At 71.2% G+C, this 23,444-nt stretch carries 25 protein-coding genes; all 25 read right to left on the reverse strand.

The annotated features are described in order from the left end of the window. Positions 1 to 184: 184 nt before the first annotated feature. Positions 185 to 1,411 carry a hypothetical protein gene (locus tag ACSBPG_RS16080; protein ID WP_435538199.1) on the reverse strand — a complete coding sequence of 409 codons (1,227 nt, stop codon included), beginning with the start codon at positions 1,409 to 1,411 and terminating at the stop codon, positions 185 to 187. Between the two features lie 162 nt (positions 1,412 to 1,573). Next, positions 1,574 to 2,407 carry a cyclase family protein gene (locus ACSBPG_RS16085; protein WP_435538200.1) on the reverse strand — a complete coding sequence of 278 codons (834 nt, stop codon included), beginning with the start codon at positions 2,405 to 2,407 and terminating at the stop codon, positions 1,574 to 1,576. A gap of 47 nt (positions 2,408 to 2,454) precedes the next feature. After that, complete coding sequence (locus tag ACSBPG_RS16090) at positions 2,455 to 3,162, reverse strand: orotate phosphoribosyltransferase (RefSeq protein WP_435538201.1); 708 nt, start codon at positions 3,160 to 3,162, stop codon at positions 2,455 to 2,457. A gap of 85 nt (positions 3,163 to 3,247) precedes the next feature. Continuing rightward, positions 3,248 to 3,730: a DUF29 domain-containing protein gene (locus tag ACSBPG_RS16095; RefSeq protein WP_435538202.1), complete on the reverse strand. Its 483-nt coding sequence runs from the start codon at positions 3,728 to 3,730 to the stop codon at positions 3,248 to 3,250. A gap of 51 nt (positions 3,731 to 3,781) precedes the next feature. Beyond that, on the reverse strand, positions 3,782 to 4,732 hold the full coding sequence (locus tag ACSBPG_RS16100; RefSeq protein WP_435538203.1) for a bifunctional riboflavin kinase/FAD synthetase: 951 nt from the start codon (positions 4,730 to 4,732) through the stop codon (positions 3,782 to 3,784). A 151-nt stretch (positions 4,733 to 4,883) separates the two neighbouring features. Continuing rightward, positions 4,884 to 5,333 (reverse strand): MaoC family dehydratase, encoded by a 450-nt coding sequence (locus tag ACSBPG_RS16105; protein WP_435538204.1) that lies wholly within the window; start codon positions 5,331 to 5,333, stop codon positions 4,884 to 4,886. A gap of 270 nt (positions 5,334 to 5,603) precedes the next feature. Continuing rightward, positions 5,604 to 6,506, reverse strand: a complete 903-nt coding sequence (locus tag ACSBPG_RS16110; protein ID WP_435538205.1) for a sugar phosphate isomerase/epimerase family protein — start codon at positions 6,504 to 6,506, stop codon at positions 5,604 to 5,606. A gap of 39 nt (positions 6,507 to 6,545) precedes the next feature. Next, the gene (locus ACSBPG_RS16115) at positions 6,546 to 7,667 is read right to left on the reverse strand and encodes a Gfo/Idh/MocA family protein (protein WP_435538206.1); all 1,122 of its coding nucleotides are present in this window, start codon (positions 7,665 to 7,667) and stop codon (positions 6,546 to 6,548) included. Between the two features lie 11 nt (positions 7,668 to 7,678). Then, a complete protein-coding gene (gene rbsD / locus ACSBPG_RS16120; RefSeq protein ID WP_435538207.1) occupies positions 7,679 to 8,182 on the reverse strand; it encodes a D-ribose pyranase in 504 nt (167 codons plus the stop codon). Between the two features lie 35 nt (positions 8,183 to 8,217). Beyond that, complete coding sequence (locus tag ACSBPG_RS16125; protein ID WP_435538208.1) at positions 8,218 to 9,135, reverse strand: ribokinase; 918 nt, start codon at positions 9,133 to 9,135, stop codon at positions 8,218 to 8,220. 50 nt (positions 9,136 to 9,185) lie between these two features. Beyond that, positions 9,186 to 9,887, reverse strand: a complete 702-nt coding sequence (deoC, locus tag ACSBPG_RS16130; RefSeq protein ID WP_435538209.1) for a deoxyribose-phosphate aldolase — start codon at positions 9,885 to 9,887, stop codon at positions 9,186 to 9,188. A gap of 208 nt (positions 9,888 to 10,095) precedes the next feature. Beyond that, entirely contained in the window at positions 10,096 to 10,956 is an 861-nt protein-coding gene (locus tag ACSBPG_RS16135) for an AraC family transcriptional regulator (protein WP_435538210.1), read from the reverse strand. Positions 10,957 to 10,961: 5 nt separating this feature from the next. Beyond that, a complete protein-coding gene (locus tag ACSBPG_RS16140; RefSeq protein WP_435538211.1) occupies positions 10,962 to 12,920 on the reverse strand; it encodes a response regulator in 1,959 nt (652 codons plus the stop codon). A gap of 545 nt (positions 12,921 to 13,465) precedes the next feature. Continuing rightward, positions 13,466 to 13,759: a ferredoxin III, nif-specific gene (fdxB, locus tag ACSBPG_RS16145; protein WP_435538283.1), complete on the reverse strand. Its 294-nt coding sequence runs from the start codon at positions 13,757 to 13,759 to the stop codon at positions 13,466 to 13,468. Positions 13,760 to 13,838: 79 nt separating this feature from the next. Continuing rightward, a complete protein-coding gene (locus tag ACSBPG_RS16150; RefSeq protein ID WP_435538212.1) occupies positions 13,839 to 14,033 on the reverse strand; it encodes a CCE_0567 family metalloprotein in 195 nt (64 codons plus the stop codon). Between the two features lie 48 nt (positions 14,034 to 14,081). After that, the gene (locus tag ACSBPG_RS16155) at positions 14,082 to 14,537 is read right to left on the reverse strand and encodes a NifX-associated nitrogen fixation protein (protein WP_435538213.1); all 456 of its coding nucleotides are present in this window, start codon (positions 14,535 to 14,537) and stop codon (positions 14,082 to 14,084) included. 6 nt (positions 14,538 to 14,543) lie between these two features. After that, a complete protein-coding gene (gene nifX / locus ACSBPG_RS16160) occupies positions 14,544 to 15,041 on the reverse strand; it encodes a nitrogen fixation protein NifX (RefSeq protein ID WP_435538214.1) in 498 nt (165 codons plus the stop codon). Continuing rightward, entirely contained in the window at positions 15,026 to 16,408 is a 1,383-nt protein-coding gene (gene nifN / locus ACSBPG_RS16165; protein WP_435538215.1) for a nitrogenase iron-molybdenum cofactor biosynthesis protein NifN, read from the reverse strand. The genes nifX and nifN overlap by 16 nt, the downstream gene beginning before the upstream one ends. Positions 16,409 to 16,418: 10 nt before the next feature. Beyond that, the gene (nifE, locus tag ACSBPG_RS16170; RefSeq protein ID WP_435538216.1) at positions 16,419 to 17,792 is read right to left on the reverse strand and encodes a nitrogenase iron-molybdenum cofactor biosynthesis protein NifE; all 1,374 of its coding nucleotides are present in this window, start codon (positions 17,790 to 17,792) and stop codon (positions 16,419 to 16,421) included. A gap of 224 nt (positions 17,793 to 18,016) precedes the next feature. Then, positions 18,017 to 18,568: a carbonic anhydrase gene (locus tag ACSBPG_RS16175; RefSeq protein WP_435538217.1), complete on the reverse strand. Its 552-nt coding sequence runs from the start codon at positions 18,566 to 18,568 to the stop codon at positions 18,017 to 18,019. A 212-nt stretch (positions 18,569 to 18,780) separates the two neighbouring features. Continuing rightward, positions 18,781 to 19,614, reverse strand: coding sequence for an AraC family transcriptional regulator (locus ACSBPG_RS16180; protein ID WP_435538218.1), 834 nt, complete (start codon positions 19,612 to 19,614; stop codon positions 18,781 to 18,783). Positions 19,615 to 19,729: 115 nt separating this feature from the next. Beyond that, on the reverse strand, positions 19,730 to 20,314 hold the full coding sequence (locus tag ACSBPG_RS16185) for a DapH/DapD/GlmU-related protein (protein ID WP_435538219.1): 585 nt from the start codon (positions 20,312 to 20,314) through the stop codon (positions 19,730 to 19,732). 78 nt (positions 20,315 to 20,392) lie between these two features. Further along, on the reverse strand, positions 20,393 to 20,935 hold the full coding sequence (locus tag ACSBPG_RS16190; protein WP_435538220.1) for an MOSC domain-containing protein: 543 nt from the start codon (positions 20,933 to 20,935) through the stop codon (positions 20,393 to 20,395). Positions 20,936 to 20,967: 32 nt separating this feature from the next. Next, entirely contained in the window at positions 20,968 to 21,759 is a 792-nt protein-coding gene (locus tag ACSBPG_RS16195; RefSeq protein ID WP_435538221.1) for a Fic family protein, read from the reverse strand. 118 nt (positions 21,760 to 21,877) lie between these two features. Next, positions 21,878 to 23,440 carry a nitrogenase molybdenum-iron protein subunit beta gene (gene nifK / locus ACSBPG_RS16200; protein ID WP_435538222.1) on the reverse strand — a complete coding sequence of 521 codons (1,563 nt, stop codon included), beginning with the start codon at positions 23,438 to 23,440 and terminating at the stop codon, positions 21,878 to 21,880. Between the last annotated feature and the right edge of the window lie 4 nt (positions 23,441 to 23,444).

The following is a 23,444-nucleotide window of genomic DNA, read 5'->3' on the forward strand; positions in this document are numbered from 1 at the left end:
AGCGGCCCGGCTGCCGACGTCAGCGGATACGGACGGTCATCCCGGCCCCCCTCAGGGGGCCGGGCCGGTAATTCGACGGAATCGCCCGAAGGCCCAGGCCGAGTGTGTCATGGCGCGGGATAATAGCGGCCGGCGGCGAGGGGTCAAGGTGGACCGCAGAGGGACCGCACGGCCGGCCGCGGGCTCACCCGCCGTTCGCCGCCGCCGGGCGCAGGCCGAACCAGCCGCCGTCGGCGTCGAACAGCACGTCGAATCCCCGGATCACGTGCCGGCCGGTGTTGACGAAGGCCGGCGTGCCGGGGCGGTTGACGATCACCGCGCTGGGCGCCAGCGGGTCGCCGGAGCCGACGGTGAAGCCGTAGGTGGCGATCGGCCGGCCGGCGCCGGGGAACCGCACCTCCACCCGGCTGTCCGGGGCCAGGCCGCTCACCCGCTTGCCCGTCTCGCTGGCGGTCTCGATGGCGACGGTGCGCAGGCCTCCGGGATCGGCGACGGTGAGGTACATCTGGGGAATGCCGGTGTCGATCAGCACCGGGCCCTCCTGGGGCGCGCCGCCGTCCACCGATACGGCCATCGTCGCCTGCGCCCAGTCGCGCGGATCGGCGGAGGCCGGCTGCCCCGCGGCGTTCAGGCTGCGGTCCCGCAGCTTGGCGAAGGCGAAGCCCTTCGCGTTCGCCGGCGTCAGCCCGATGTGGACCCCGTCCCGCGTGACGATGTAGCCCGCGCGCAGGCTGCCCGGCGTCACCGCCCGGTCGCCGACGGCGGTGAGGTTCAGCAGCGGGTTCTTGTCGGGCGTGCCCTGCGGCTGCCCGTCGTGCTCCCGGCCGAAGCCGACGCCCAGATAGGCGATCCCCGTCGGCATCCGGCTCGTCCGCGTGGGCTGGTCGCAGGTCGGGAGGTTGGCCGTCTCGCTCCACCCCGGGCAGATGTGTTCGGTCTCCACGGCCAGGACGGGCACCGTCGCGGTCGCCAGCGGGTCGCCGCGGCCGTTGAGGAACACCAGCTCCCGCGTCAGCCAGTGGCCGATCCACAGGCGCTTGCTGCTGGACAGGAACTCCCAGCCCTGCGGGCTGCCCGCCGCCTCGTCGGCGGTGTAGCCGGGAAGGTCGGCGGCGGAGACGACGACGCCGGTCGAGCCGGTGTCCATGGTCATGGTGAAGAGGTCGCGCCGCGGGGTGTCCGGCGCCGGGGCGCCGGCCGGCGCCGGGATGCGGAAGGCCAGCCGGGGCGCGTCGGCGAGCGGCAGGCCGCCCCCGGCGTCCTTGGCGAAGGGAACGAACCGGGCGGCGGAATAGGCCTGCAGGTCGGGTCCGGACTGTGCGGCGGCCGGCGCGGCCAGCAGCGCGGCGGTCGCCAGGGCGGCGGCGAGCCCGACGGCGGAGCGGCGGGGGCAGGGCGGTCGTATGCTCATCGGGCGGCTCTCGCAAAACGGGGAAAACAATGTCCGCCGCATTGAATAACGGTAGAGCCCCGGGCGCCAGCCCCATCGCACCGCGACGCGGGGGCGGGCGCATCCACCACCCCGCCCCGGCCGGCGGCGGCGGTCCCCGCCGCCCGGCGCCGCGACTCCGGATCAGGGCAGGATGGCGAAGACCCGTGCCGGGAAGCCCGAGCCCTGCGCCGGCTTGGGGAAGGTGACGACGGCGATGGCGCCGGCCTCGGGCACGCGGTCGAGATTGGCGAGCAGCTCGATCTGGTAGCGGTCGCGCGACAGGACGTAGGTCTCCAGCGAATAGTCGTCCTTGCTGGTGGCGGTGCCGGGATCGGTGTCCGTCGTCTCGTGGCCCGACGCGGTGATGCCGCGCTCCTCGTAGAGGTAGGTCAGCACCGCGCGGCTCCAGCCGGGGTAATGGGCGGTGCCGGAGGCGTCGGCGTTGCGCATGGCCGCCGGATCGGGCCAGCGCTTCGACCAGTCCGTGCGCATGGCGGCGAAGGCGCCGGCGGGCACCGGGCCGTGGCGCTGCTCCCAGGCGCGGACGTCGTCCATGGTGATCTGGTAGTCGGGGTCGGCGGCCGCCTTGGCCGAGACGTCGAACACCACCAGCGGCAGCATCATCTCCTTGACGCCGATGTCCTCCACCGTGCGCAGCCCCTTGATGAAGTGCGCGGGCGGGTCGACGTGGGTGCCCCACTGGCCGACGTGGCAGTATTCCTGGGCGAAGAAGCCGGCGCCCTTGGTGCCCCCGCCGGCCTCGTAGGAGTAGAGGGTGGTGCGCCGCTCGTCGTCGAACCCGGGCCAGTGGGGGATGCCCGGGCCGAACGCATGGGTCAGGTCGACGAATTCCTTGCCCTGCAACTGCGCCAGCGCTCTCCACAGGCCGGGGCCGTCCCCCGCCGCCAGGGCGGCGCCGGGGCCGCCCAGCGCCAGAGCCAATCCGCAAGCCGCCGCGAACAACCGTGTCGTCATCGTGCCCCTCCGTCAGGGGCGCCGGGCGGCCGTCGCGTCGCGCCGCTTCAGTCGAAGCTGGCCTTGCCGCCGTGCGCCGCCGACCACTCTATGGGGTTGTGGAGGAACTTCTCCACCTCGTTCAGCGTGTTGGCGTCGAAGTAGGCGTTGCGCCGCGCGACCTCCAGGACGTCCCACCAGGTGCACAGCGCGTGCAGCCGCACGCCCATCGCCTCCATGGTCTGCTTCGACTGCGGGAAGATGCCGTAGTGGAAGACGACGAAGGTGTCGGTGACCTGCGCCCCGGCGGTGCGCAGGGCGGTGACGAAATTCTCCTTGCTCTTGCCGTCGGTGGCGAGGTCCTCCACCAGCAGGACGCGCTGCCCCTCGCCCAGCACGCCCTCGATCTGGGCGTTGCGGCCGAAGCCCTTGGGCTTCTTGCGGATGTACTGCATGGGCAGGCCCATGAGGTCGGCGATCCAGGCGGCGAAGGGGATGCCGGCGGTCTCGCCGCCGGCCACCGCGTCCACCGACTCGAAGCCGATCTCGCGCTGGATGGTCGCCACGGCGAAGTCCATCAGCGCCCGCCGGGCCCGCGGGAAGGAGATGATGCGCCGGCAGTCGGTGTAGACCGGGCTCGCCCAGCCCGAGGTGAAGATGAAGGGCTTCTCGGCGTTGAAGTGCAGCGCCTTGATCTCCAGCAGGATGGAGGCGGCCGTTGCGGCGATCGCGTCCCGGTCCGGGTGGGCGATGGCGGCGGTGGTGGGCGTGGACATGGCAGGACTCCGCACGGGCTTTCGGGCGAGCCCCTGTGTAGAGCCCGGGCACGGGAATGGCAACGGGTTGGGCGGGCGGGAATGCTCACGCCGGTCCGTGACGACCGGCCGGCAGGAATTCGTCGTCGAGGATCTGCTCCAGGGTGTAGGGGCACTCGTTCGGCAACGTGGCCGGATCGACGCCGTCCAAGAGTTCCATCGCCTTGCCGGCCTGCTTCCTGGCTCGGCGCCAGGCATGCGGCAGCAGCTCCGGCAGCTTCCGTTTCAGGGTGCCGCTGCGTTCGCAGGCGAACTCGACCCGTCCGCGGTGCTCGATAACGCTGAGTATCCACTTGCGGCGCGGGTCCGCGGCCGGGGAATGCTCAAGCTTCAGCAGGTGTTCGATGACGCGGATCAGATCGCTCTCCAGCGCGCCCAGGTCGCCGTTGCCCATGTCCTCGACGGCCTCCGCGAGATGCTCCAGGTCGAGTTCGGTGTTGGTGCGGCGGGCGGCCATCCGGCGCAGGGCGGCGGCCTGCTCCAGGGTCCAGGCGTAGAAGTCGCGTTCGTAGAGGCTGCCGTCGGGCATCGCCTTCCTCCACCGTCGGGGCGTCGGATGATAACAGCGCCGTCGCCCGCCCTACAACGCCTCCGGCTCCGCCAGCGCCACCCGTGCCGCGGCGGCGTCCTGGACGATCTGCCCCTTGAGTTCGTCGAGGCCGGAGAACTTGCGCTCGGGGCGCAGGAACTCCACCAGTTGCACGCGCAGGTGCTGGCCGTAGAGATCGCCGTCGAAGTCGAGGATGTGCGTCTCCAGCCGCTCCACCAGGCCGCCGACGGTGGGGCGGCGGCCCAGGTTGGCGACGCCGTCCCGCCATACGGTGGCGCGGCCCTGGTCGACGCCGGTGCGCACGGCGTAGACGCCGAAGGCCGGGCGCAGGTACTCGCCCAGCTCGACGTTGGCGGTGGGGAAGCCGATGGTGCGGCCGCGGTGGTCGCCGTGCTCGACCCGGCCCTCGATCTCCCAGGGGCGGCCGAGGATGTGCGCCGCCTCGCGCGGGCGCCCCTGGACCAGGGCGTCGCGCACCCGGGTGGAGGAGTAGACGCCCCCTTCCGGGTCGGCGACCGGACCGATGGCGGTGACGCCGAAGCCGTGCCCGTGCCCCAGGCGCTGCAGCAGCGCGACGTCGCCGCGCCGCCCGTGGCCGAACAGGAAGTCCCAGCCGCACACGGCGTGGCGGATGCCGAGGCCGCGCACCAGGTCCTCCTCGACGAACGCCTCGGCCGACTTGTGCAGGAATCGCTCGTCGAAATGGACGACCACCAGCAGGTCGACGCCCAGCGCCTCGACCTGGCGCGCGCGCACCCGCAGCGGCGTCAGCCGGAAGGGCGGCTCGTCCGGCCGGAAGACGGAGCGCGGGTGCGGTTCGAAGGTGAGGACGCCGGCCGGCGCCCCGAGCGCGCGGGCGCGCGCCTGCGCCTCGCCGATCACCGCGAGGTGGCCGCGGTGGACGCCGTCGAAGTTGCCCAGCGCCACCACGGCGCCGCGGGCGTCGTCGGGCAGGTCGTCGGTGTGTCGGAACAGTCGCATGCCGGCCTTGGTACCTTCTCGCCCCGGGCGCACGCCCGCTGCCGCAAAAGGGCCCGGCCCGCCGCCCCGGGAGGGCGCGCGGGCCGGACCGCTGGGCGAGTATATAGACCGGCGCCGCCGCGGGGTAAACGCACCCGGCCGGCGATCGGGATCAGCCGCGCGACGGGACCATCAGCAGCGCCTCGCCCTCCAGCACCACCGTCTCGCCGGTGGTGCAGACCGTGCGCATGACGACGCGCCGCTTCTCCGGCACGATCTCGGTCACCGTGGCGCGGGCGGTCACCGTGTCGCCGACGCGCACCGGCGCCTTGAACTTCAGGGTCTGCGACATGTAGATGCAGCCCGGCCCCGGCAGCTTGGTGCCGAGCACGGCGGAGATGAAGCCGGCGGTCAGCATGCCGTGGGCGATGCGGCCCTGGAACATCGTCGTGCTGGCGTATTCCTGGTTCAGGTGCACCGGGTTGGTGTCGCCCGAGATGCCGGCGTAGAGGACGATGTCGGCGTCCGTCACGGTCTTGGCGTAGGACGCCGTCATGCCGACGGACAGGTCCTCGATGAAATGGCCGTCGAACTCCCTCGAGGTCTGACGAACGTCGTCCATGTGCGGGTCCTCTTTCGCCTGTTCTTGAAGGAATGCGTGTCCGGCGCGTGCGCCGCAACCGGCGATGTTGCAGCGCAATATAGGCGTCCGGCCGGCCTCCTGGCAAGCGGCACCATCGAAGAGAAAAGTAAACGCGCGTTTAACGGGGGTGCGGGAGCGGCGGTTCCGGCCGCCGCGCCAAGCAGCGGGCGGGCCGCGGCAAGAGAAAGGCCCCGGATCGGCGATCCGGGGCCTTCGGCGCGGCCGGGCAGGGGTGGGGGGAAGGCCGCCTCACGCGCCGACGGTGAGGAGCACGTCGTCGACGAAGGCCTTGGCGCGCGGCACGTCGGCTTCGTCCAGGTGCTCGATGATCAGCGGGATGTTGGGATGCAGCCGGCTGAGCCGGCTCAGGTACAGGTGGTAGTTCAGCGAGCCCAGACCGGGGGCCGGCAGCTCGACGGCGCCGGCGCCGCGGAAGGTGTGGGCCTCCGAGGCGTCGATGTGGGCGTGCTTCTCGCCGGTGTCGGCGGCGCGCTTGCAGTCCTTGGCGTGGGCGATGCGGATGCGCTCGCCCAGCGCGTCGAACATGCGGTTGATGGTCAGGTCGACGTGGTTGATGGTCACGTCGTCGAAGTAGTTCGTCGGGTCCATCAGCAGCCCCAGGCCGGGGTGCGGCAGGTCGGCGAACAGGCGCAGCACCTCGTCCACCGAACCGACGACGTTGTTGACGTAGTTCTCCACCAGGAACACGGCGCCGTGGTCGTAGGCCTCCTGGGCCAGGTCGGCGATCACCTCCAGCGCCTCGGCGTAGCCTTCCGGCGTCTTGTTGCGGGGGTGGTGGACCCAGTCGCTGTCGGGGTCGAAGGTGCCGGTCTCGGACACCACGTAGGGCGTGCCGATGTCGCGGGCGTGGCGGATGATCTCCTTCAGCGCCTCGACCCGGCGGGCCCGCTCGGCGCGGTCGGGGTGGACGATGTTGGTGTAGCCCGACACCACCGAGATCGGCAGGTTGGCGCGGCGGAAGGCGTCGCGCACGGTGTGGCACGTCTCCCGGGTCAGGCTGCCCGGCGTGAAGTCCATGCCCTTGAAGGCGAGGTCGAGCTGGACCGTGCTGAAGCCGTGCTGCTTGAGCTTGGCGATCACGGTGGCGAGGTCGTAGGGGAAGTAACCGGTGAAGATGCCGACGGGAATCATGGTGTTCACTCCCTCCAGGGCGGAACGCGGCGGGCCGGTTCAGGGCTGCGCGTCCGTCACGATTTCTTCCAGATGCACGGTGCGATCCTCGGCGATCGACCGGTAGCAGGCCTCGACGCAGGCGAGCGTCTTCAGGTTGTCGCGGCCCGAGATCTCCGGCTCGGTCCCGCTTTCCACGGCGCGCAGGAGCTGGGCCATGGTCCCGGCGAAGGCGTCGGGGAACCACACCTTGTCCCAGCTCGGGGTGATCCAGCAGTGCGGCGCCTGGCGCGTGGTGAAGGTGAGCGTGCTGGGCGTGCGCACCGGGTACTTGGGCCAGCCGATGGTGCCCTGGGCGAGGCCCTCGGTGCCGACGACCCGCCACTTGATGTAGATGTCCTGCTCCGCCTCGCCGCCGGGGCCGGCCCACACGTCGTCGAGGCTCGACGCCATGAAGTCGTCGGCGTACTTGAACGTGTACTGGGAGATGCCGTCGCGGTGGGGGAAGGTGGTGCGCGGGTCGCTGCGCGTCACCGCGGTGATCTTCAGCGGGTCGCCGAACAGGTAGCGGAAGCTGTCGATGTGGTGGATGCCCATGTTGAGGATCTCCACCCGGTCGTACTTGCGCAGGAAATCCTGCCAGTGGGGGATCGCCCGCATCTCGATGGTGGCGAGCACCCGCTGCCCGAGGATGCCGTGGTCGAGCAGCGACTTCAGCGCCCGGATCGACTGGTCGTAGCGCATGTTGGAGTTGACGCCGAGCGGGATGCCGGCGCGCGCGCACAGCGCGACGATCTCCCGCGCCTCGGCGAGGTCCATGGCGAGCGGCTTCTGGGCGAGGATGCCGCGGATGTGGGAGGATTCCTTGACCGCCTCGCGGACGATGGCGAGCTGCTGGTCCGGCGGCACGGCGATGTCGAGGATCTCCACCTCGGGATCGCGCACCACCTGCTGCCAGGTGTCGTGCACCACCGGCACGCCGCGCGCCGCCGCAACCGCCTCGGCCTGGGCGCGGTCGAGGGAGGCGATGGCGTAGGGCCGGAAGCCGACGTCGTTGTAGGCGACGAGGTGGCAGTCGCGCATGATGAAGCCGGCGCCGACGCAGCCGATGCGGAAATCCCGGCGTTCGGGCAGGACCGGGTCGACGGCGAGGTCGAACTCGACGAGCGGGGCCTTGGCCATGGCGGCCTCCTTCAATCGGTCAGGGCGGGAACGACGCGGCCTTCGATGCGCTTGCGCCGCTCCAGATAGGGCGGCAGGACCTCGGTGTTGGAGTCCGGCCGGAACCAGGCGAAGGGATCGGTGCTGGCGACCAGGGCGAAGTTGGCCCAGGGGTTGAACGACCCGGAGCGCACGACGACCTTGGCGCGGTGCGCGTAGTCGGCGCACAGCTCCTCATGGGTCGTTCCTTTGAAGACGGCGCCGGAGCCGGTGTAGATGTCCTGGATGCGGGCGTAGAGGTCGGGGTTGCAGTCGCGCACCTCGGTGGCGAAGTGGACCTCCTCGACGAAGATCTCCTGGCGCAGGACGCGCAGCACGTCGCAGACGTCGGGCAGCCCCTCGTAGAAGCCGAGGTCGATGCGGTTGGCGGCGGCCGGGATGGGGAAGCCGGCGTCGGTCACCATGACGATGTCGGTGTGCCCGAGGGTGGCCAGCGCCCTGGCCAGCTCGGGGTGCAGGATGCGGTTGGGTCTCATGGCGGGGTCTCCGGATCGCGTCGGGGCGGCGTGGCTCAGGCGGCCTGGGCCAGGAAGCGCTCGACTTCGGCACGGGTGTGGTAGGAGGGGACCGTCTCCCAGCGGGTGCAGCACAGGGCGGCGACGGCGGCGGCGAAGCGGGCCGCCTCGCGCAGCGGCCGGCCCTCCGACAGGGCGACGGCGAGGGCGGCGTTGAAGCTGTCGCCGGCGCCGTTGCTGTCGACGACGTCGACCCGGAACGGCGCCACCGTGAAGCCGCCCTGCCGGTCGAAGCCGGCGACCCCGGCCTCGCCGAGGGTCATGACGACGGCGCCGCAGCCGGTGTCCATCAGGCGCCGCGCCACCTCGGCGTTGGGCAGCGCGGCGTCGGGGGGCAGGCCGAGGGCGACGCGGGCCTCCGTCTCGTTGGGCGTCAGGATGTCCACCACCGCCAGGTCGGCGCCGCGCAGGTCCTGGGCGGGGGCCGGGTTGAGGATGGTGGTGGCGCCGGCGGCGCGGGCCCGGCCCAGTCCGTAGAGCGCGGTGTCCAGCGGGATCTCGAGCTGGGCCAGCGCCACCCGGGCGCCGGCGATCTGCGGCGCCGCCCGGTCGACGTCGGCGCGGTCGAACAGGGCGTTCGCCCCCATGTCGACGACGATGACGTTGTGCCCGGCCTCGTCCTTGACGATGAAGCCGGCGCCGGTCGGCCGTTCGGCGGTCACCCGCAGGGCGCCGATGCCGATGCCCTCGGCCTTCATCAGCTCGACGAACTCGTGCCCGAACACGTCGTTGCCCACCACCCCGACGAAGGCGACGGGGCTGCCCAGGCGGGCGGCCTGCACCGCCATGTCGGAGCCCTTGCCGCCGAAGGTCTGGCGGAAATTCCACCCCAGCAGCGTCTCGCCGACGGTGGGGATGCGCGCGGTCGTCATGACCAGCGCCTTGGCGTAACTGCCCAAGATGACCACGGACATGGGATCGGTCCTCCCGGCTGTGTGGGCCTTGTCGACGGCGGCCCGTTCGTTCAGTAGGCGTGCGCGTCGCCGGCGACGCCCTCGACGATCTCCGGCCCGGAACTGGTGCCCACCAGCTCGGCGCCGGCGGCGAACAGGGCCATCATCTTCTCGCGCGTGTTGACCTTGCCGGACACCTTGACCCGGCACGGCGCCTGGACGTTGGCCTTGAGGATGGCGACGTCCTCGGTGGTGGCGACGCAGCCGCCCTTGCCCCAGCCGCTCGACTGCTTGACCCAGTCGATGCCGGCCTCGCAGGCGAGCCGGGCCGCCTCGGCCTTCAGCTCGGGCGTGGTGATGTAGCCGAACTCCAGCATCGCCTTGATGGCCATCCCCTCCTCGTGGGCGACGCGGGCCATCTCGCGCAGCTCCTCGGCGTAGGCCTCGGCCATGCCGCCCAGCAGCAGGCCGGGGTTGGGCGGGAAGTCGAACTCGTCGGCCCCCTCCTTGGCGAGCATGCGGACCACCGCGAGCTTCATGGCCAGCGTGTCGTTGGCCATCGGGAAATTGACGGTGGAGGCGACCTTGACGCCGGTTCCCTTGAGCGCCTCGCGCGCCAGCGACACCCAGCAGGGGCCGACCATGGCGGCGTCGAACCCGTACTCGGCGCAGGTGCGCACGTGGGCCAGCAGGCCATCGCGGGTCAGATCGGGATTGACGTTGGTGTATTGGATGGCCTTGGCGACCTGATGCCGGTCGGTGAAGTCGATCATGACCACGGCTCCTCTGGTGTCGACTGCGGGGGGAGTCTGCCAGAGCGGCCGAAGCGAGACCATGGCGGGCGCTCTCAAAGACATGGATGAAAGTCTCAAGTGGCGGCCGCAGGCGGGGCCCTGTGTGCGACGCACAAGTATTTGCTGCAACGCAGCATGAATTCGCCGTTTTCTTTGGAACGATGTCAAGGTGGGAGGTGCGGGCCGCCTACCACTTCTCCTGATCGCGGAACTGGCTGGGCGAGACGCCGACGTGCTTCTTGAAGTCGCGCGAGAAATGGAGCGGGTCGTCGTAGCCGACCCGCCGCGACACGGTGGCGACCGGGGCGTCGGTCTCCAGCAGCAGGCGCTTGGCCTGGGCGATGCGGAAGTCGCGCAGCCAGTGCAGCGGCGTCTGCCCGAAGGCGGCCTTGAACAGGCGGAAGAGGTGGGACTTGCTGACCCGGCAATAGCCGGCGAACTTGTCGATGTCCCAGGCGTCGTTGTAGTGGATGTGGATCTCGGCCATCAGGCGGGCGAGCCCCTGGTGGGCGGTGACCTGGGGCTCCAGCACCCGGTTGCTGCGGCTTTCCAGCAGCCGTTCGATGAGCGACGCGACCAGCGTGTCGCACGAGGCGTTGGCGAGGAGCGACGACGGGCTGACGTGGGACAGCACCGCGTCGAACAGGCCGCGCACCTCCGCCGGCCTGGCGAACCGGAAGACCGGCTCGGCGCGCACCGCCAGCACCGCCATCAGGGTGTCGAGCTTGGGGCCGTCGACGCGCAGCCACAGGAGCTCCCAGGGATCGTCGCGGTCGGGGGCGTGGGCGTGCGGCCACTGCACCGGCAGCCACGCCAGTTCCCCCGGCAGCACCCGGTGGCTCCTGTTGTCCACCTTCACGTAGCCGGCGCCGCCGACGCAGAACAGGAACTCGTGGCCGGGAACGTTGTCGCGGGCGATGCGGTAGCCGGGGCCGGTGCGGATGTGGCCGGCCCGCAGCACGCGGTAGTTGAACAGGCCGGCCCAGCTGTCGAGGCCGGCATAATAGGACTTCAGGATCTGCGTCGGCGCCGTGTCGCTGCCGGTCATCGCCGTCACCCGGCCGTGCCGCACAGGGCGTCGCGGTGGCCGCGCAGCGCCGTGACGGCGGGGCCGACGGTGCCGGCGACGGCCGCGACCAGCGGCGCCGGATCGGCGTCGCCGCGTTCGAGCGCCAGCTCCAGCGCCTGGGCGGCGTGCCTCAGGCGCGTGCAGCCGTAGACGCCGGCGACGCCGGCCATCTTGTGGGCCATGGCCGATACCGTCCGGCGGTCGCCCGCCCGCGCCGCCGCGGTCAGCGCGGCATGGTAGGTGTGCAGGGTGTCGACGGTGCCGTCGATCAGCCCGGCGACGCGCTCCGCCGGCAGCGCCTCGGCCATCTGCCGCAGGGTCTCCTCGTCCAGGACGGGCCCGTCGGCCGCCGTTGCCGCGGCGGCGGGCGCGGTCGCCGGTCCGGCCGTGGCGGCCCGTTCGGCGAACAGGCGCAGCAGCAGCGGCTGCAACGTCTCGTTCTGCAGCGGCTTGGGCAGGACGGCGTCGGCTCCGGCGGCGCGGCAGCGCTCGGCGTCTTCCGGCACGATGCTGGCGGTGAGCATGACGATGGGCACCCGGGCGCGCACCGGGTCGGCGAGCGCGCGGACGCGTCCGACCGTCTCCAGCCCGTCCATCACCGGCATCCGCAGGTCCATCAGCACGAGGTCGAAGGTCGCCCCGCGGACGGCCTCCAGCGCCTGCCGGCCGTCGGCGACGACGGTGACCGTGTGTCCGGCGCGGCGCAACAGGGCGGCCCCGACCATCTGGTTGATGCGTTCGTCCTCGGCCATGAGGATGGCGAGCGGCGGGACGGCGCCGGCCGGCGGGGGGAGCGGTGCCGGAAGCGGCCGGTCCTGCGCCGCCGTGGCCGGCCCGGCCGACCGGCGGCCGAGCAGCGCCGCGGCGAGGGCCGTCAACGCCGCCGCCAGGGCCGCCGCCGGGGCCACCAGGTCGAGGGCGACGGCAGCCCGCCGGCGCGCCGCGTCCGCTTCGTCCTGCAGGGTCAGCGCCAGGCGCCGGGCGAGCTGGGCGACCTCGGCCGCGCGGTCGTGGCCGTGGCGGGTGAGGTCGGCGATGGCGTCGGTCGTGCGCAGCAGGTCCTGGCGCAGGTCGAAGACGTTGCCGGTGTCGATTCCCAGGGCCATGAGCTGGCGCGCGGCATCGGCGCGGCGGGCGCTGGCGAGGCCGATGGGCAGCCGGTCGAGCAGCGCCTCGAGCCGGCCGGCGGTGTCGCGGAAGGTCTCCTGGGTCGCGGCCAGCCGGGCCGCCCGGCCCTCGGTGCCGGCGGCGAAGAGCTGGTCGGCGAGCGACCGGCCGAGGTCCTCCAGGGTGTCGCGGAGGCGCAGCCGCTCGGCCGTGGCCTCCGGCGCCTCACCGGGCGCGGTGGCGCGCAGCGCCTGCAGGGCGTCCTCGCGGACCGTCGACAGCGCGCCGCGGAAGGCGGCGTGGCGTTCCGGGACCCGCTCCACCGCGGTGCGCAGGTCCTCCTCCAGGCCGATGCGCCGTTCGACCATGTGGTTGAGGTCGTCGAGATGGATTTCCAGACCGACCAGCAGACGCCGCAACGCCTCCCCCGCAGCGGGGTCGAGCCGTGCCGCGCCGCCCCCGGTGCCGGTCAGGCCGCCCAGCAGGCCGCTCACCCGTTGCGTGTGCTGGCGCAGGCCGGCGTAGACGTTCTGCCGGCGCAGGCCGTCGGCTGCGCCCTCCAGATAGGGTGTGCCGATGGCGAAACGGTCCGTCGCCTCGGCGAGGCGCAGGACGTCGAGGGCGGTGGCCATCGCGGCGCCGGCACGGTCGCCCGACTGGCGGGCCAGGGGAACGGCGACCAGCCAGGCCGTCCCGCCCGACGCCAGGGCGGCCAGCGCCGCGGCGCCGGCGACCGTCATCGGCCAGCGCCGGCGCGGCCGCGCCGGCGGTCGGTCGGGGCCGGACTCGTCGGCGTCCCGCACCGGCGTCGCGAATGCGGTGTCGCGTGGCGTCATGGCGTGGCTACCCGTCCGCTTCCGGTTCGATGTCCCGCCCCGGAGGCGGGGCGCCGTCGCGTGCCGGCGGCTTTCCTGCACCGACTCTTGTATACCGGTCCGGCGCCCGCTTTCCACCGCTGGTTGGAATTCGTTCGTCGGCGGACGGTGGCGGTTCCTGGGGTCGCGCGGCGGGGAGGGGCCGGGGTGTTGGCGCGGCCCGATCGGGGAAGGGGGCGACGCGGTGCTTCGCGCACCGGCGCTGTGGCGTTTCGGCCATCGTCGCGCCTACCGGCGCGCAAGGTCATCGCGCCTACCGGCGCGCAGGATCATCGCGCCTACCGGCGCGCAAGGTCATCGCGCCTACCGGCGCGCAAGGTCATCGCGCCTACCGGCGCGCAGGATCATCGCGCCTACCGGCAAGCTGGGTTGTCGCGCCTATCGGCGCGCAGGGGCGCCGGTGTGGACCGACGCCCCGGTGGTGCGTGGACGCGCGCCGCGCCCCGTGGCGGCGCCGCGCGTCACGGCCGTCCTGTCCGGCCGAAGGAGAGTGACGCCGCCGGCGGTCAGGCGGCCAGCGCCTCGTGGCGGATACAGCTCTTCGAGCAGACCTTGGCGCAGCTCTCGCAGCCGATGCAGTTGGCCGCTTCCTTGATGCTCATGACCTTCTTCTCGGCCTCGTCGTCGAAGGCGTCGACGATGTCGCCGTCCTCGGTGATGCCGATCAGCTCGAGGACGCCGCGTCCGCAGACCTTGAAGCAGCGGCCGCAGCCGATGCATTGCCCCTGGTCGATGCGGTCGACGAACTTCGGGGTCCACGCGGCGCCGCCGCGGGTCTGGCCGGTGACGAAAGCAGTCATGGGGGCGGTCATGAGAGGTCGCTCCGGTTCGGTGGGGACGGTCGGTTTCCGCCCCGTTCCCGGGGCGGGAGAGGCGGCGTCACTCCAGGGCCTTCAGCGCGGCGCGCTTCTCGCTGAGCACCTTGAAGGCGTCGTAGGTCTCGGCGGCCACCTCGAGGATGCGCTCCCAGTTCTGCGGCAGCTCCTCCGACAGGTCGTGCAGGTCCATCTTCTTCTGGGTGGCGCGGGCGTTGAGCTTCTTGATCTCGTCCTTGAGGGCGGCGGGATCGGACACGGGTCGGGCCTCCTGCGGGTCTCTTCGGGGGCGGGGGGTGCGCCGGCGTCAGATGCGGGCGACCTCGGGGTGCTTCTCCACCAGCGCCACGGCCTCGCGCACCAGCTTGGCGCCGTCGGCCTTCAGCTTGTCGCCGCTGGGGAAGCCGAAGCGGTGGACGTCGCGCAGGTGCTTGGACACCACCACGAGGCGGCCGGCGATCAGCACGACCCGGCCGAAGCCCTCGTGGCTCATCTTCAGCATCGGCGTCGCCATGACGCCGGTCAGCTTCTCGATGCAGATGCCGACGGCCTTGTAGAAGAGCTCCAGCCGCCACAGCGTGTCGGGATCGGGGTCGCCGATCAGCGGGATGGCGGCGCGCGCCTCCTTGTCCAGCACGAAGGGGGCGAGGATCACCTCGTCGCTCTTGCTCTCCCAGGCGCCGTAGCTGTCCTCGGCGCGGAACAGCATGACGAGCATCTTGTGGAACAGCTCTTCCACGTCGGTGGTCACGGTGTCGGACATGGCCGCTCAATCCTCTTCGTCGTCGAAATCGATGGTCCGCGGCTCGCCGCGGGTCAGCGCCTTGCGCAGCCAGGGCGGCGGGTTGCCGTTGATGGTGGCGAGCAGGCGGTCGAGCAGGACGGTGATCTGGTCCGTCGCCTCGACCTTCACGGGATGGATCTTCTTGGCGACGACGCGCGCCGCCGCCGAGGCGCCGATCGCCGAGAGGTAGACGATGGCGCAGTCGCCGATCGCCTCCAGCTTCGGCACCAGCTTGTCCTCGTTGCCGTCCTCGAACATGGAACCGCCGAACTGGCACGTCTCCAGGAAGCGGTAGCCCTGGCGGTCCACCTCGTAGACCGCGATGTTCTTGGCCCAGCCGAAATGGGCGTCCACGTGCTGCATGTCCTGGGTGCAGAACGCCACCTTCATCGCTCCTCCTCGGGGGCGCGCGGCCCCGCCGTCGTCACCGCCGTCGCCACCGCCGTCGCCACCGCCTTCGATCAGCTTCAGCCGCCGCTGCATCCGCATTGACCGCCCCCATGTCCGCACCCGTGGCCCCCCTCGTGCCCGTGCCCGTGATCGCCATGCTCCAGCTCCCGGGCGAGGAACAGGTTGCCGATCTCGAAGAGCAGGTCCCGCGTGCCGCGGTAGCCGACGCTCACCTTCAGGCCGGCGCCCAGGCGGTCGAACACCGGCAGCCCCATGCGGTGCAGCGGCGTGCCCAGCCGCGCCGATCCCATGCGCCCATGGGCGTTGGAAACGAGCAGGTCGGCGCCGCGGGCGACCGCCTCCAGGTCGGAGTGGTCGCCGACCATGACGGCGGTGGCGCGCAGCTTCTCCAGCACCGGCGCCTGGGTCGGCGACACCGCGGCGACGACGCTGGCGCCCATGTCGGCGAGGAAGCTGGTGACGGCGAACAGCAGGTCGGGTTCCAGCGCCACGGCGATGCGCTTGCGCGAGAAGAAGAAATGCCCGTCGAGCATGGCGTCGACCAAGCTCTCCCGCTGGCGGCGCAGGCGCGCCGGCGCCGGGCGTCCGGAGATGTCCGCCAGCGTCCTGATGAAGCGGTCCGACGCCTCCAGGCCGGTCAGCCGGTCGAAGAAGACGGTGGGCACGTCGGTCTTCAGCTCCAGGGCGGCGGCCGGCATGCGCATGTGCTCGCCGATCACCAGGGTCGCCTCCGACGTGCCCATCAGGCGCACCTGCTCCAACGTCGTGCCGCCGAGGGAATAGGCGGTGAAGTCGGCCGGCTGGCGGCCGCACAGGGACAGGGCGAGGTCGGGCAGGATGATCGGCTTCATCCCGAACTGTTCGATGACGTCGCGCAGTTCCTCGACGTCGCCGGGCGACAGGTGGCTGCCGGCCAGCACGTTGACCTGGCGCCGCACCCGGGTGGCGGCCGGCTGGACGAAGCGCTCGACGATGCCGGCGACCGCCGCGGCGAAGCCGTCCTCGAAGCCGCCGGCGAAGTCGGGGGTGTTGACGAACACCAGGCCGAGGTCGTCGAGAGCGGGGTTGCGCTGGCGGAACGTCGCGTAATGGCCGGCGAGATCCTCGCCCTTGGTCTCGGTGACGCCGGTGGTGCACACGCCGATCAGCGCCGGCGCCATCCGCTCGTGGATGTTGCGGATCGCCGCCTCCAGGTTCTCGTAGCCGCCGAGGATGGTGGAGACCTGGTCCATCGCCGTGGTCTGCAGCGGGATCGCCTCGCGGAAGTGGCGGACCAGCAGCACCAGGCCGAAGGCGGTGCAGCCCTGGGAGCCGTGGAACAGCGGCAGGCAGCGGTCCATGCCGAGGAAGGCGAGCGCCGCGCCCAGCGGCTGGCTCATCTTCAGGGGGTTGGTGGCCGCCGCCTTGGCGGCGGTGGGGACGCGGTGGAGGTGGGTCATCGCCGGGCCCTCACTGCCAGGGGGCGGGCTGGCGGACCTGCCGCCAGATCGGGTTGGACAGCGTCTTGTCGATCTCCTCGCACAGGTTGACGATGCCCTCGTACCCGGCGAAGGGATGGTGGCGTTCCTGGTTGACGTCGAGCCAGGGCACCTTGGCCTTGAGCGCGATGAACTGCGAGCGCCCGCCCGACAGCATGATGTCGGCCTCGGAGTCCCGCAGCATGCGGTACATCTCGCGCGGCTTCAGGTCGTCCCAGGTGTGGAACTCGGCACCCTTCATCTGGCGGATGCGCTCCTTGTCCTCCTTGGTCGACTTCTTGGTGGAGGTGCCGACGATGGTCAGCCCGGCCTCCTCCAGGGCGGTCACCATCGACCAGCTCTTGACGCCGCCGGTGAACAGCAGCACCCGCCGGCCCCGGAAGCGCGGCCGGTAGACCTCCAGGCGGCGCCGCACGCGGGCCTCCTCGCGGGCGATGACGCCCTCGGCGCGGTCGACGAGGTCGACGGGGGCGCCGCGCTCCACCAGCATGCGGGCCATGGTGCGCAGGGTGTCGGAGGTGTCGCTGACGCCGTAGAAGGAGCCCTCGAAGTAGGGGATGCCCCAGCGCTCCTGCAGGGTGCGGCCGATGTTCACGAGCGCTTGCGAGCACACCACCATGGTGACGCGGGCGCGATGGGCGCTGGCGACGTCCCGGTAGCGGCCGTCGCCGGAGATCGACGACAGGACGCGGATGCCGATCTCGTCGAGCAGCGGCGTCACCTGCCACATCTCGCCGGCGAGGTTGTACTCGCCGACGATGCAGACGTCGGTGGGCGTGCTGCGCTCCGGCTCGACGGTGCCGATGACGTGATCGAGCAGCGCCTTGCCGGCCAGCTTGTTGCCGAGGTTCTTGGAGCCGACGAAGCCGGGCGACACCACCGGGATGACCGGCTTGCCGAACTTGGCCGAGGCGTGCTTGCACACCGCCTCGACGTCGTCGCCGATCATCGCCGGGACGCAGGTCTGGTAGACGAAGACGGCCGGCGGATCGTACTGCTGGACGATCTCCTTGATCGCCTTGAACAGCTTCTTCTCGCCGCCGTGGACGACGTCGAGCTCGGACAGGTCGGTGGTGAAGCCGGTGCGGTAGAGCTGCGGGCCCGACGAGCGGGTGCCGCGGTTGTCCCAGGAGTTGCCCAGGCAGGCGATGGGGCCGTGCACGAGATGCGCCACGTCGGCGATCGGCTGCAGCGCGATCATCGCCCCGTCGTAGGCGCAGCCGCCGGCCGCGGCTCCCGGCTTCAGCGCCTTGGTGCAGCCCTTCTTGCGCTCCTTGTCGGACTTGGCCTGGTTGACCGCGCAGCCCGGCTCGTTGAACGCCTCCTGGATCTTTTCCTGAAGCATCGGTGCATCTCCCGCGGCTCGTGTGACGGGAGCTTATGCATGCCGCATGCCAGTCGAGGGAGGCGCCTAAGTCCTTGTTCTTCCAGGGTTGCCGGTCGGTGCCGATCTGTGCGGAACCCGACACGGCGCGGTCGATTGTCGGCGTCGGCTGTCGGGTGTCCGACAACGGGGCGGTGCGACGGGCGGGGCCCGGCGCGGGCGCGCCGGGCCCCGCCGCAAGGAGGTCAGGCGACCTTCTCCACCGTGCCGTCGAGGGACATGAGCAGCAGCTCGACCTCCAGGTCGGGATGCTTTTCCTTGATCATGCCGCCGAGCTTGCTGAGGGTGGCGGTGTGGACCTCCGTCTCCTTGGCGCGGTCGGTGGAGAAATCGGCGCCGAGGAACACCTTGTAGGCGCCGCAGTCGCGGTGGTCCATCACCATCACCTTCTTGATGTGATGGAGCTGCTTGGCCACGTCGACGTGGTTCCAGAAGGTCTCGTTCCAGGCGACCTTCTGGTCGGTCAGGGCGCCCAGGCTGGCGCCGGCGAGGATGACGTGGTCGTAGTTGTTGGTCAGGCCGCGGCCGTCCATGTAGCGGGTGGTGTCGTCGACCAGCCGGTAGTCCATGCAGCTCAGCAGCAGCGCCTCGACGCTGCCGGCGGCCTTGGCGTCGCGGGCGGCCGGCAGCCCCAGCAGCATGGCGCCGCCGCCCAGAGCGGCGATCTTGAGAAAGCGCCGGCGGCTTCCCGGCGAGGTGGTGGCTTGACAGGTGCAGTCGTCGGCGTGGGCGTGCATATGATTCTCCTCCGCGCAATCAGTCGGCGTACCCGACGGTATGACACGCAATCGGAAAAAGACGAGTCTGTTTTTCGTACCGTGGTAAAGGTCACAGGCGTCGCGGCAAGGCTTTTACTTCATTTGTGTTTAAAGCTCTGTATCGGCACTGGCCGGCGCCGGGCGTCGCGGGCCGTCGCCGCGGCCGAGGACACGCCGCCGTCATCGGCGGATCATCGCGTCAGCAGCGCGCGCCAGCGACCGGGCGGCACGCCGTAGGTGCGCGTGAACAGGCGCGTCATGTGGCTCTGGTCGGCGAACCCGGCGTCGGCGGCGGCCTCCGCCAGGGGGACGCCGCCGCCGATCAGCGCCCGCGCCCGGTCGAGGCGGCGCAGGGTGAGATAGCGGTAGGGGCTGGTGCCGAGGACCGCGCGGAAATGGCGGGCCAGGGCGAAGCGGCCCAGCCCGGACACCGCCTCCAGGTCGGCCGAGGTGACGGTCCGGTCCGGCGGCTCGTCGAGGAACGCCCGCGCCCGCGCCACCGCGCCCGCCGCGGCGGCGCCCAGCGGCCGCCGGGCGACGGTGGGATCGAGCGCCGCCAGCGCCTCGGCGACGGCGAGCACGGCGCCGTCGCCTTCCAGCTCCTCCGGCATGCGGTCGAGATCGTCCAGGGCCGCGTGCAGGGCCCGCAGCAGGCGCGGGTCGGCCGAGACGGCCGGCCGCACGAAGGGCAGGGGCGTGCGGTGGCCGAGCGCCTCCTGGACCAGGCGCGGTTCCAGATAGAGGATGCGGTAGCGGAAGCCGGCCTCGCTGCCGGCCCGGCCGTCGTGCACCTCGTCGGGATGGAGCACGACGGCGTGCCCGGCGGGGCTGTCGCAGCGGGCGCCGCGGTAGTCGAAGGTCTGGACGCCGCCGAGCGTGATGCCGATGGCGTAGGTGTCGTGGCGGTGGGGCGCGAAGGCGCGGCCGGCGAAGCGGGCCTCGATGCGCTCCATCCCGGGGCGCGACGGGGCCGGGCGCACCCAGTCGCACGATCGTTCGAGAGCGGGCCGGCGGCCGTGCGTCATGCTGCTCCCCCTGCGAGGTGGCGTCGCGGTGGCCACCCTACACGCGCCGCCCCGCCATCGCCACCGGCAGGGCCACCGGCAGGACCACCGGGTGGGTCTCCGCCCGAAGGTCCGCTCACGGCCTTGGGCGGATGGTCCCGCCGTCGTCGCCGATCGGACGGATGACCCGCGCCGGATTGCCGCCGACGAGGGTGTTCGGGGGAACATCCTTGGTGACGACCGAAGCCGCGGCCACGACCGCGTTTTCGCCCACCGTCACCCCGCCGACGATCGTTGCGCCGGCTGCGATCCAGACGTTCCTGCCGATCACGATGCGCTTGCCGATCGTGGCGGCGCGGCGGCGCGACGGTTCAAGGGGGTGGCCCGTCGTGATGATGCTGACGTTCGGCCCGATCATCACGTCGTCGGCGATGTGGAGGCCGCCGAGATCGTAGAACGTGCAGTTCTGATTTATGAAGACGTTCCGCCCGACCCGGATCTCGTCCCCTCCCGCCGTGTAGAACGGGGGGATCAGCCGGAAGCTCTCGTCGACCTTTCTGCCGATGAGTTGGCTGAACAAGGCCCGAACTTCGTCCGCGTCGTCGAACGTCAACCGGTTGAGGGTGGCGGTGAGGGCCATCGCGCGTCTGACGTTGGCCAGCATCGCCGCGGATTCCGGCGTTCCGCTGCGAATCGTCTTGGTGCCATCCTCATGCGCCATTCGTCGGCGTCCTTGCGAAGGTGGAAACGGGAAGGCGCCCGGTCGGTCGCGGACCCAACGGCGCGCCGGCGCCGGGCGTCACACCGGCCGCAGCGGCCGGTGCGGCTCCGGCGGCGGGACGACGCCGATCGCATCGCCCGGCCGCACGGCGCCGCCGGCCACGACGACGGCCATGACGCCGGCCTTGCGGACCACCCGGCCGGCGGCGTCGCGGTCGAGCACGGCGGCCATGAGTCCCGGCTGGAAGCGGTCGATCTGCCGGCAGGGGCTGCGCAGTCCGGTGATCTCGACCACCGCCTCGCCGCCGAGCCGCAGCCGGGTGCCGGCCGGCAGGCCCAGCAGGTCGATGCCGCGGGTGGTGACGTTCTCCCCCATCTCACCCGGCCGCACCGTGAAGCCGCGCCCGCGCAGGTCGTCGAACAGCTCGCCCTCAAGGAGGTGGACCTGCCGCAGGTTGGGACGTGCGGGGTCCTGCGCCCGCTGGTGGCGGTGGCGGACGGTCTCGCCCAGATGGGCGTCGCCCTCGACGCCGAGGCCGGCGATCAGGACGATGCGGTCGCGCACCGGCTTGCTGAAGCTGTGCGTCGGGCCGGCGGCGACGGCGATCACCGTTGCGGTCATTCGAGTGGCCTTGCGATGGCGGGCGGAAAGGGTCAGGAGGCGGGCCCGGGGGATTCGGCTTCCCGCTCCAGCTCCGTCACGTGCCGCTCGAGGCTGGAGCGGAGCTGGTGATGCAGGAAGGCCGCGTAGCGCGTGCCATCGGTGCCGGACTGTCGGTCTTCGATGGCCTCCAGATAGGCTTGGCGGACGTCCGGACCGATCGCCACCGGCGGGTAGCCGGCCTTCAGCAGGATCAGGTTCATCAGCAGGCGCGCCGTGCGCCCGTTGCCGTCCGAGAAGGGGTGGATGGCGACCAGACGGAAATGCGCCTCGAACGCCGCGTCCGGCGTCGGCGGAGCCGTCTGCAGCCAACGACCGAAGTCGCCCATCAACGGCGGGATCTCCGCCGGTGTCGGAAAACGGACGGTGGAGCCGGCGATGAATCGCTGACGTGCACTGTAGCGTCCCGCCTCGTCGGGAAGGCTGCGGGTGAACAGGAGCCGGTGGATCTCCCGCACGTCGGCTTCCCGGACCGCCTCTCCACGCGCGGCCAGAGCCCGGATGTAGCCGACGGCGTGGTGGTGGTCGACCGCTTCGAGGTGGTCGCGCAGGGGCTTGCCGCCGACGGTGATCTCCTTCTCGATGACCAGCGCCGTTTCGCGCCGGGTCAACGTACCGCCTTCGATGGCGTTGGACGTGTAGGTCAGTTCGACGTCGAACCAGGCGTCGAACGCGCGCGCGCTGTCGGCGAAACGGGCCCGGAGGCCGTGCCAGCGGTCGCGCAAGGTTTCAAGGTCCGTCATCGCCGATCCGCCGCCCGCGGTGAGATGGTCTGCGATCCACATAAGCCGCAGGCCTCGACGAAAAGCAACCGGCGCCCGTCCGCAGGGACGGGCGCCGGCTTCGGCCGCCGCTCGCGGGGTGCGCCCCCTCCCGGAAGGTGGAGGAGGGGGCGGCCCGGGATCAGCGGATGAGGTCGAAGGAGATGTCGGTCACGCCGACCACGCTGGTCTGCTGGTCGAGGTCCTCGAAGATGCGGTCGAGGATGCGGACCATCACGTTCAGCGCGCCCTGGTAGCCCCAGGTCGGGTAGCGGTGGTGGTGGTGGCGGTCGAAGATCGGGTAGTTCAGGCGGATCAGTGGGATCTTCGTGTCACGCTCCAGGTACTTGCCGTAGCTGTTGCCGATGATGTAGTCGACCGGATCGGTGAACAGCAGCGAGCGCATGTGCCACAGGTCCTTGCCGCCGTAGGCCTCGCCGTTCTTGCCGAAGGGCGAGCCGTCGAGCAGCTTCTTCACCTGCTTCTCCCACTTCTTGGAGCCGGAGGTGGAGAGCACGTGCACCGGCTCCGCCCCCAGCTCCAGCAGGAAGCGGGTCATGCCCAGGCAGAAGTCGGGGTCGCCGTAGACGGCGAAGCGCTTGCCGTGGAAGTAGGCGTGGCTGTCGGCCATGGCGTCGACCAGGCGGCCGCGCTCCAGGCGCAACGCGTCCGGCACCGGCTTGCCCGTCAGCTCGGCCAGCTTCATCAGCAGCTCGTCGGTGGCCGCCACGCCCATGGGGTAGTTGAGCTTGGCGACCTCCTGGCCCTTCTCCTTGCAGAACTGCAGGGTCTGGGTCGTGCAGTACTCCATCATGGAGATCGTCGCCTTGGCGTGCTTGGCGGCGGCGGTCGCCTCCAGCGGCGTGCCGCCGGCGTACATGCGGTACTCGCCGTCGCCCGGGGTGTCGAAGGTGTCCGACACGTCCGACAGGATGGTGACGTCGATGCCGAACGCCGCGGCGATCCGCTTCAGCTCGCGGTTGTTGCCGACGGCGTAGCCGTCGAAGCCGGGGACGACGTTGATCGTCCCGGTCTTGGCGACGTCGAACTCCTCCTCCTTGTTCCAGAAGTGGGAGAGGATGCCCTTCATCATGTTGTCGTAGCCGGTGATGTGGCTGCCGACGAACGCCGGGGTGTGGGCGTACGGGACCGGGAAGTCCTGCGGCACGCTCTCCTTGTTCTTGGCGTTGACGATGAAGCCGCCGAGGTCGTCGCCGATGACTTCGGCCATGCAGGTGGTCAGCACGGCGATCATCTTCGGCTTGTACAGCGAATAGGCGTTGGCCAGGCCGTCGATCATGTTGTTGAGGCCGCCGAACACCGCCGCGTCCTCGGTCATCGACGAGGAAACCGCGCTGTTGGGCTCCTTGAAGTGGCGGGTGAGGTGGGTGCGGTAGTAGGCGACGCAGCCCTGGGAGCCGTGCACGAAGGGCAGGGTGCCCTCGAAACCCTGGGCCGCGAACATCGCCCCGATCGGCTGGCAGGCCTTGGTCGGGTTGATGGTCACCGCCTCGCGGGCGAAGTTCTTCTCACGGTACTCCGTGGACTTGGTCCATTCCGAGACCTCGGCGACCTTCTCGTCGGAATGGCCGAACTCGAACTCCTGCTTCTTGCGCTCGAAGAGGTCCTTGTACTCGGGCTGGCGGAAGAGCGTGAAGTGGTCGAGGACCTTCTCGGCGCTCTGGGAAACGGGGAAATCCGACATGTCT

The sequence above is a fragment of the Azospirillum sp. ST 5-10 genome (genome assembly GCF_051225715.1).
GTDB lineage: Bacteria > Pseudomonadota > Alphaproteobacteria > Azospirillales > Azospirillaceae > Azospirillum.

What these genes read in the sequence shown, in the direction of transcription:
- ACSBPG_RS16080 (WP_435538199.1), bottom strand. Translation starts at nt 1,411, where the DNA reads ATGAGCATACGACCGCCCTGCCCCCGCCGCTCCGCCGTCGGGCTCGCC.
- ACSBPG_RS16085 (WP_435538200.1), bottom strand. Translation starts at nt 2,407, where the DNA reads ATGACGACACGGTTGTTCGCGGCGGCTTGCGGATTGGCTCTGGCGCTG.
- ACSBPG_RS16090 (WP_435538201.1), bottom strand. Translation starts at nt 3,162, where the DNA reads ATGTCCACGCCCACCACCGCCGCCATCGCCCACCCGGACCGGGACGCG.
- ACSBPG_RS16095 (WP_435538202.1), bottom strand. Translation starts at nt 3,730, where the DNA reads ATGCCCGACGGCAGCCTCTACGAACGCGACTTCTACGCCTGGACCCTG.
- ACSBPG_RS16100 (WP_435538203.1), bottom strand. Translation starts at nt 4,732, where the DNA reads ATGCGACTGTTCCGACACACCGACGACCTGCCCGACGACGCCCGCGGC.
- ACSBPG_RS16105 (WP_435538204.1), bottom strand. Translation starts at nt 5,333, where the DNA reads ATGGACGACGTTCGTCAGACCTCGAGGGAGTTCGACGGCCATTTCATC.
- ACSBPG_RS16110 (WP_435538205.1), bottom strand. Translation starts at nt 6,506, where the DNA reads ATGATTCCCGTCGGCATCTTCACCGGTTACTTCCCCTACGACCTCGCC.
- ACSBPG_RS16115 (WP_435538206.1), bottom strand. Translation starts at nt 7,667, where the DNA reads ATGGCCAAGGCCCCGCTCGTCGAGTTCGACCTCGCCGTCGACCCGGTC.
- rbsD (WP_435538207.1), bottom strand. Translation starts at nt 8,182, where the DNA reads ATGAGACCCAACCGCATCCTGCACCCCGAGCTGGCCAGGGCGCTGGCC.
- ACSBPG_RS16125 (WP_435538208.1), bottom strand. Translation starts at nt 9,135, where the DNA reads ATGTCCGTGGTCATCTTGGGCAGTTACGCCAAGGCGCTGGTCATGACG.
- deoC (WP_435538209.1), bottom strand. Translation starts at nt 9,887, where the DNA reads ATGATCGACTTCACCGACCGGCATCAGGTCGCCAAGGCCATCCAATAC.
- ACSBPG_RS16135 (WP_435538210.1), bottom strand. Translation starts at nt 10,956, where the DNA reads ATGACCGGCAGCGACACGGCGCCGACGCAGATCCTGAAGTCCTATTAT.
- ACSBPG_RS16140 (WP_435538211.1), bottom strand. Translation starts at nt 12,920, where the DNA reads ATGACGCCACGCGACACCGCATTCGCGACGCCGGTGCGGGACGCCGAC.
- fdxB (WP_435538283.1), bottom strand. Translation starts at nt 13,759, where the DNA reads ATGACTGCTTTCGTCACCGGCCAGACCCGCGGCGGCGCCGCGTGGACC.
- ACSBPG_RS16155 (WP_435538213.1), bottom strand. Translation starts at nt 14,537, where the DNA reads ATGTCCGACACCGTGACCACCGACGTGGAAGAGCTGTTCCACAAGATG.
- nifX (WP_435538214.1), bottom strand. Translation starts at nt 15,041, where the DNA reads ATGCAGCGGCGGCTGAAGCTGATCGAAGGCGGTGGCGACGGCGGTGGC.
- nifN (WP_435538215.1), bottom strand. Translation starts at nt 16,408, where the DNA reads ATGACCCACCTCCACCGCGTCCCCACCGCCGCCAAGGCGGCGGCCACC.
- nifE (WP_435538216.1), bottom strand. Translation starts at nt 17,792, where the DNA reads ATGCTTCAGGAAAAGATCCAGGAGGCGTTCAACGAGCCGGGCTGCGCG.
- ACSBPG_RS16175 (WP_435538217.1), bottom strand. Translation starts at nt 18,568, where the DNA reads ATGCACGCCCACGCCGACGACTGCACCTGTCAAGCCACCACCTCGCCG.
- ACSBPG_RS16180 (WP_435538218.1), bottom strand. Translation starts at nt 19,614, where the DNA reads ATGACGCACGGCCGCCGGCCCGCTCTCGAACGATCGTGCGACTGGGTG.
- ACSBPG_RS16185 (WP_435538219.1), bottom strand. Translation starts at nt 20,314, where the DNA reads ATGGCGCATGAGGATGGCACCAAGACGATTCGCAGCGGAACGCCGGAA.
- ACSBPG_RS16190 (WP_435538220.1), bottom strand. Translation starts at nt 20,935, where the DNA reads ATGACCGCAACGGTGATCGCCGTCGCCGCCGGCCCGACGCACAGCTTC.
- ACSBPG_RS16195 (WP_435538221.1), bottom strand. Translation starts at nt 21,759, where the DNA reads ATGTGGATCGCAGACCATCTCACCGCGGGCGGCGGATCGGCGATGACG.
- nifK (WP_435538222.1), bottom strand. Translation starts at nt 23,440, where the DNA reads ATGTCGGATTTCCCCGTTTCCCAGAGCGCCGAGAAGGTCCTCGACCAC.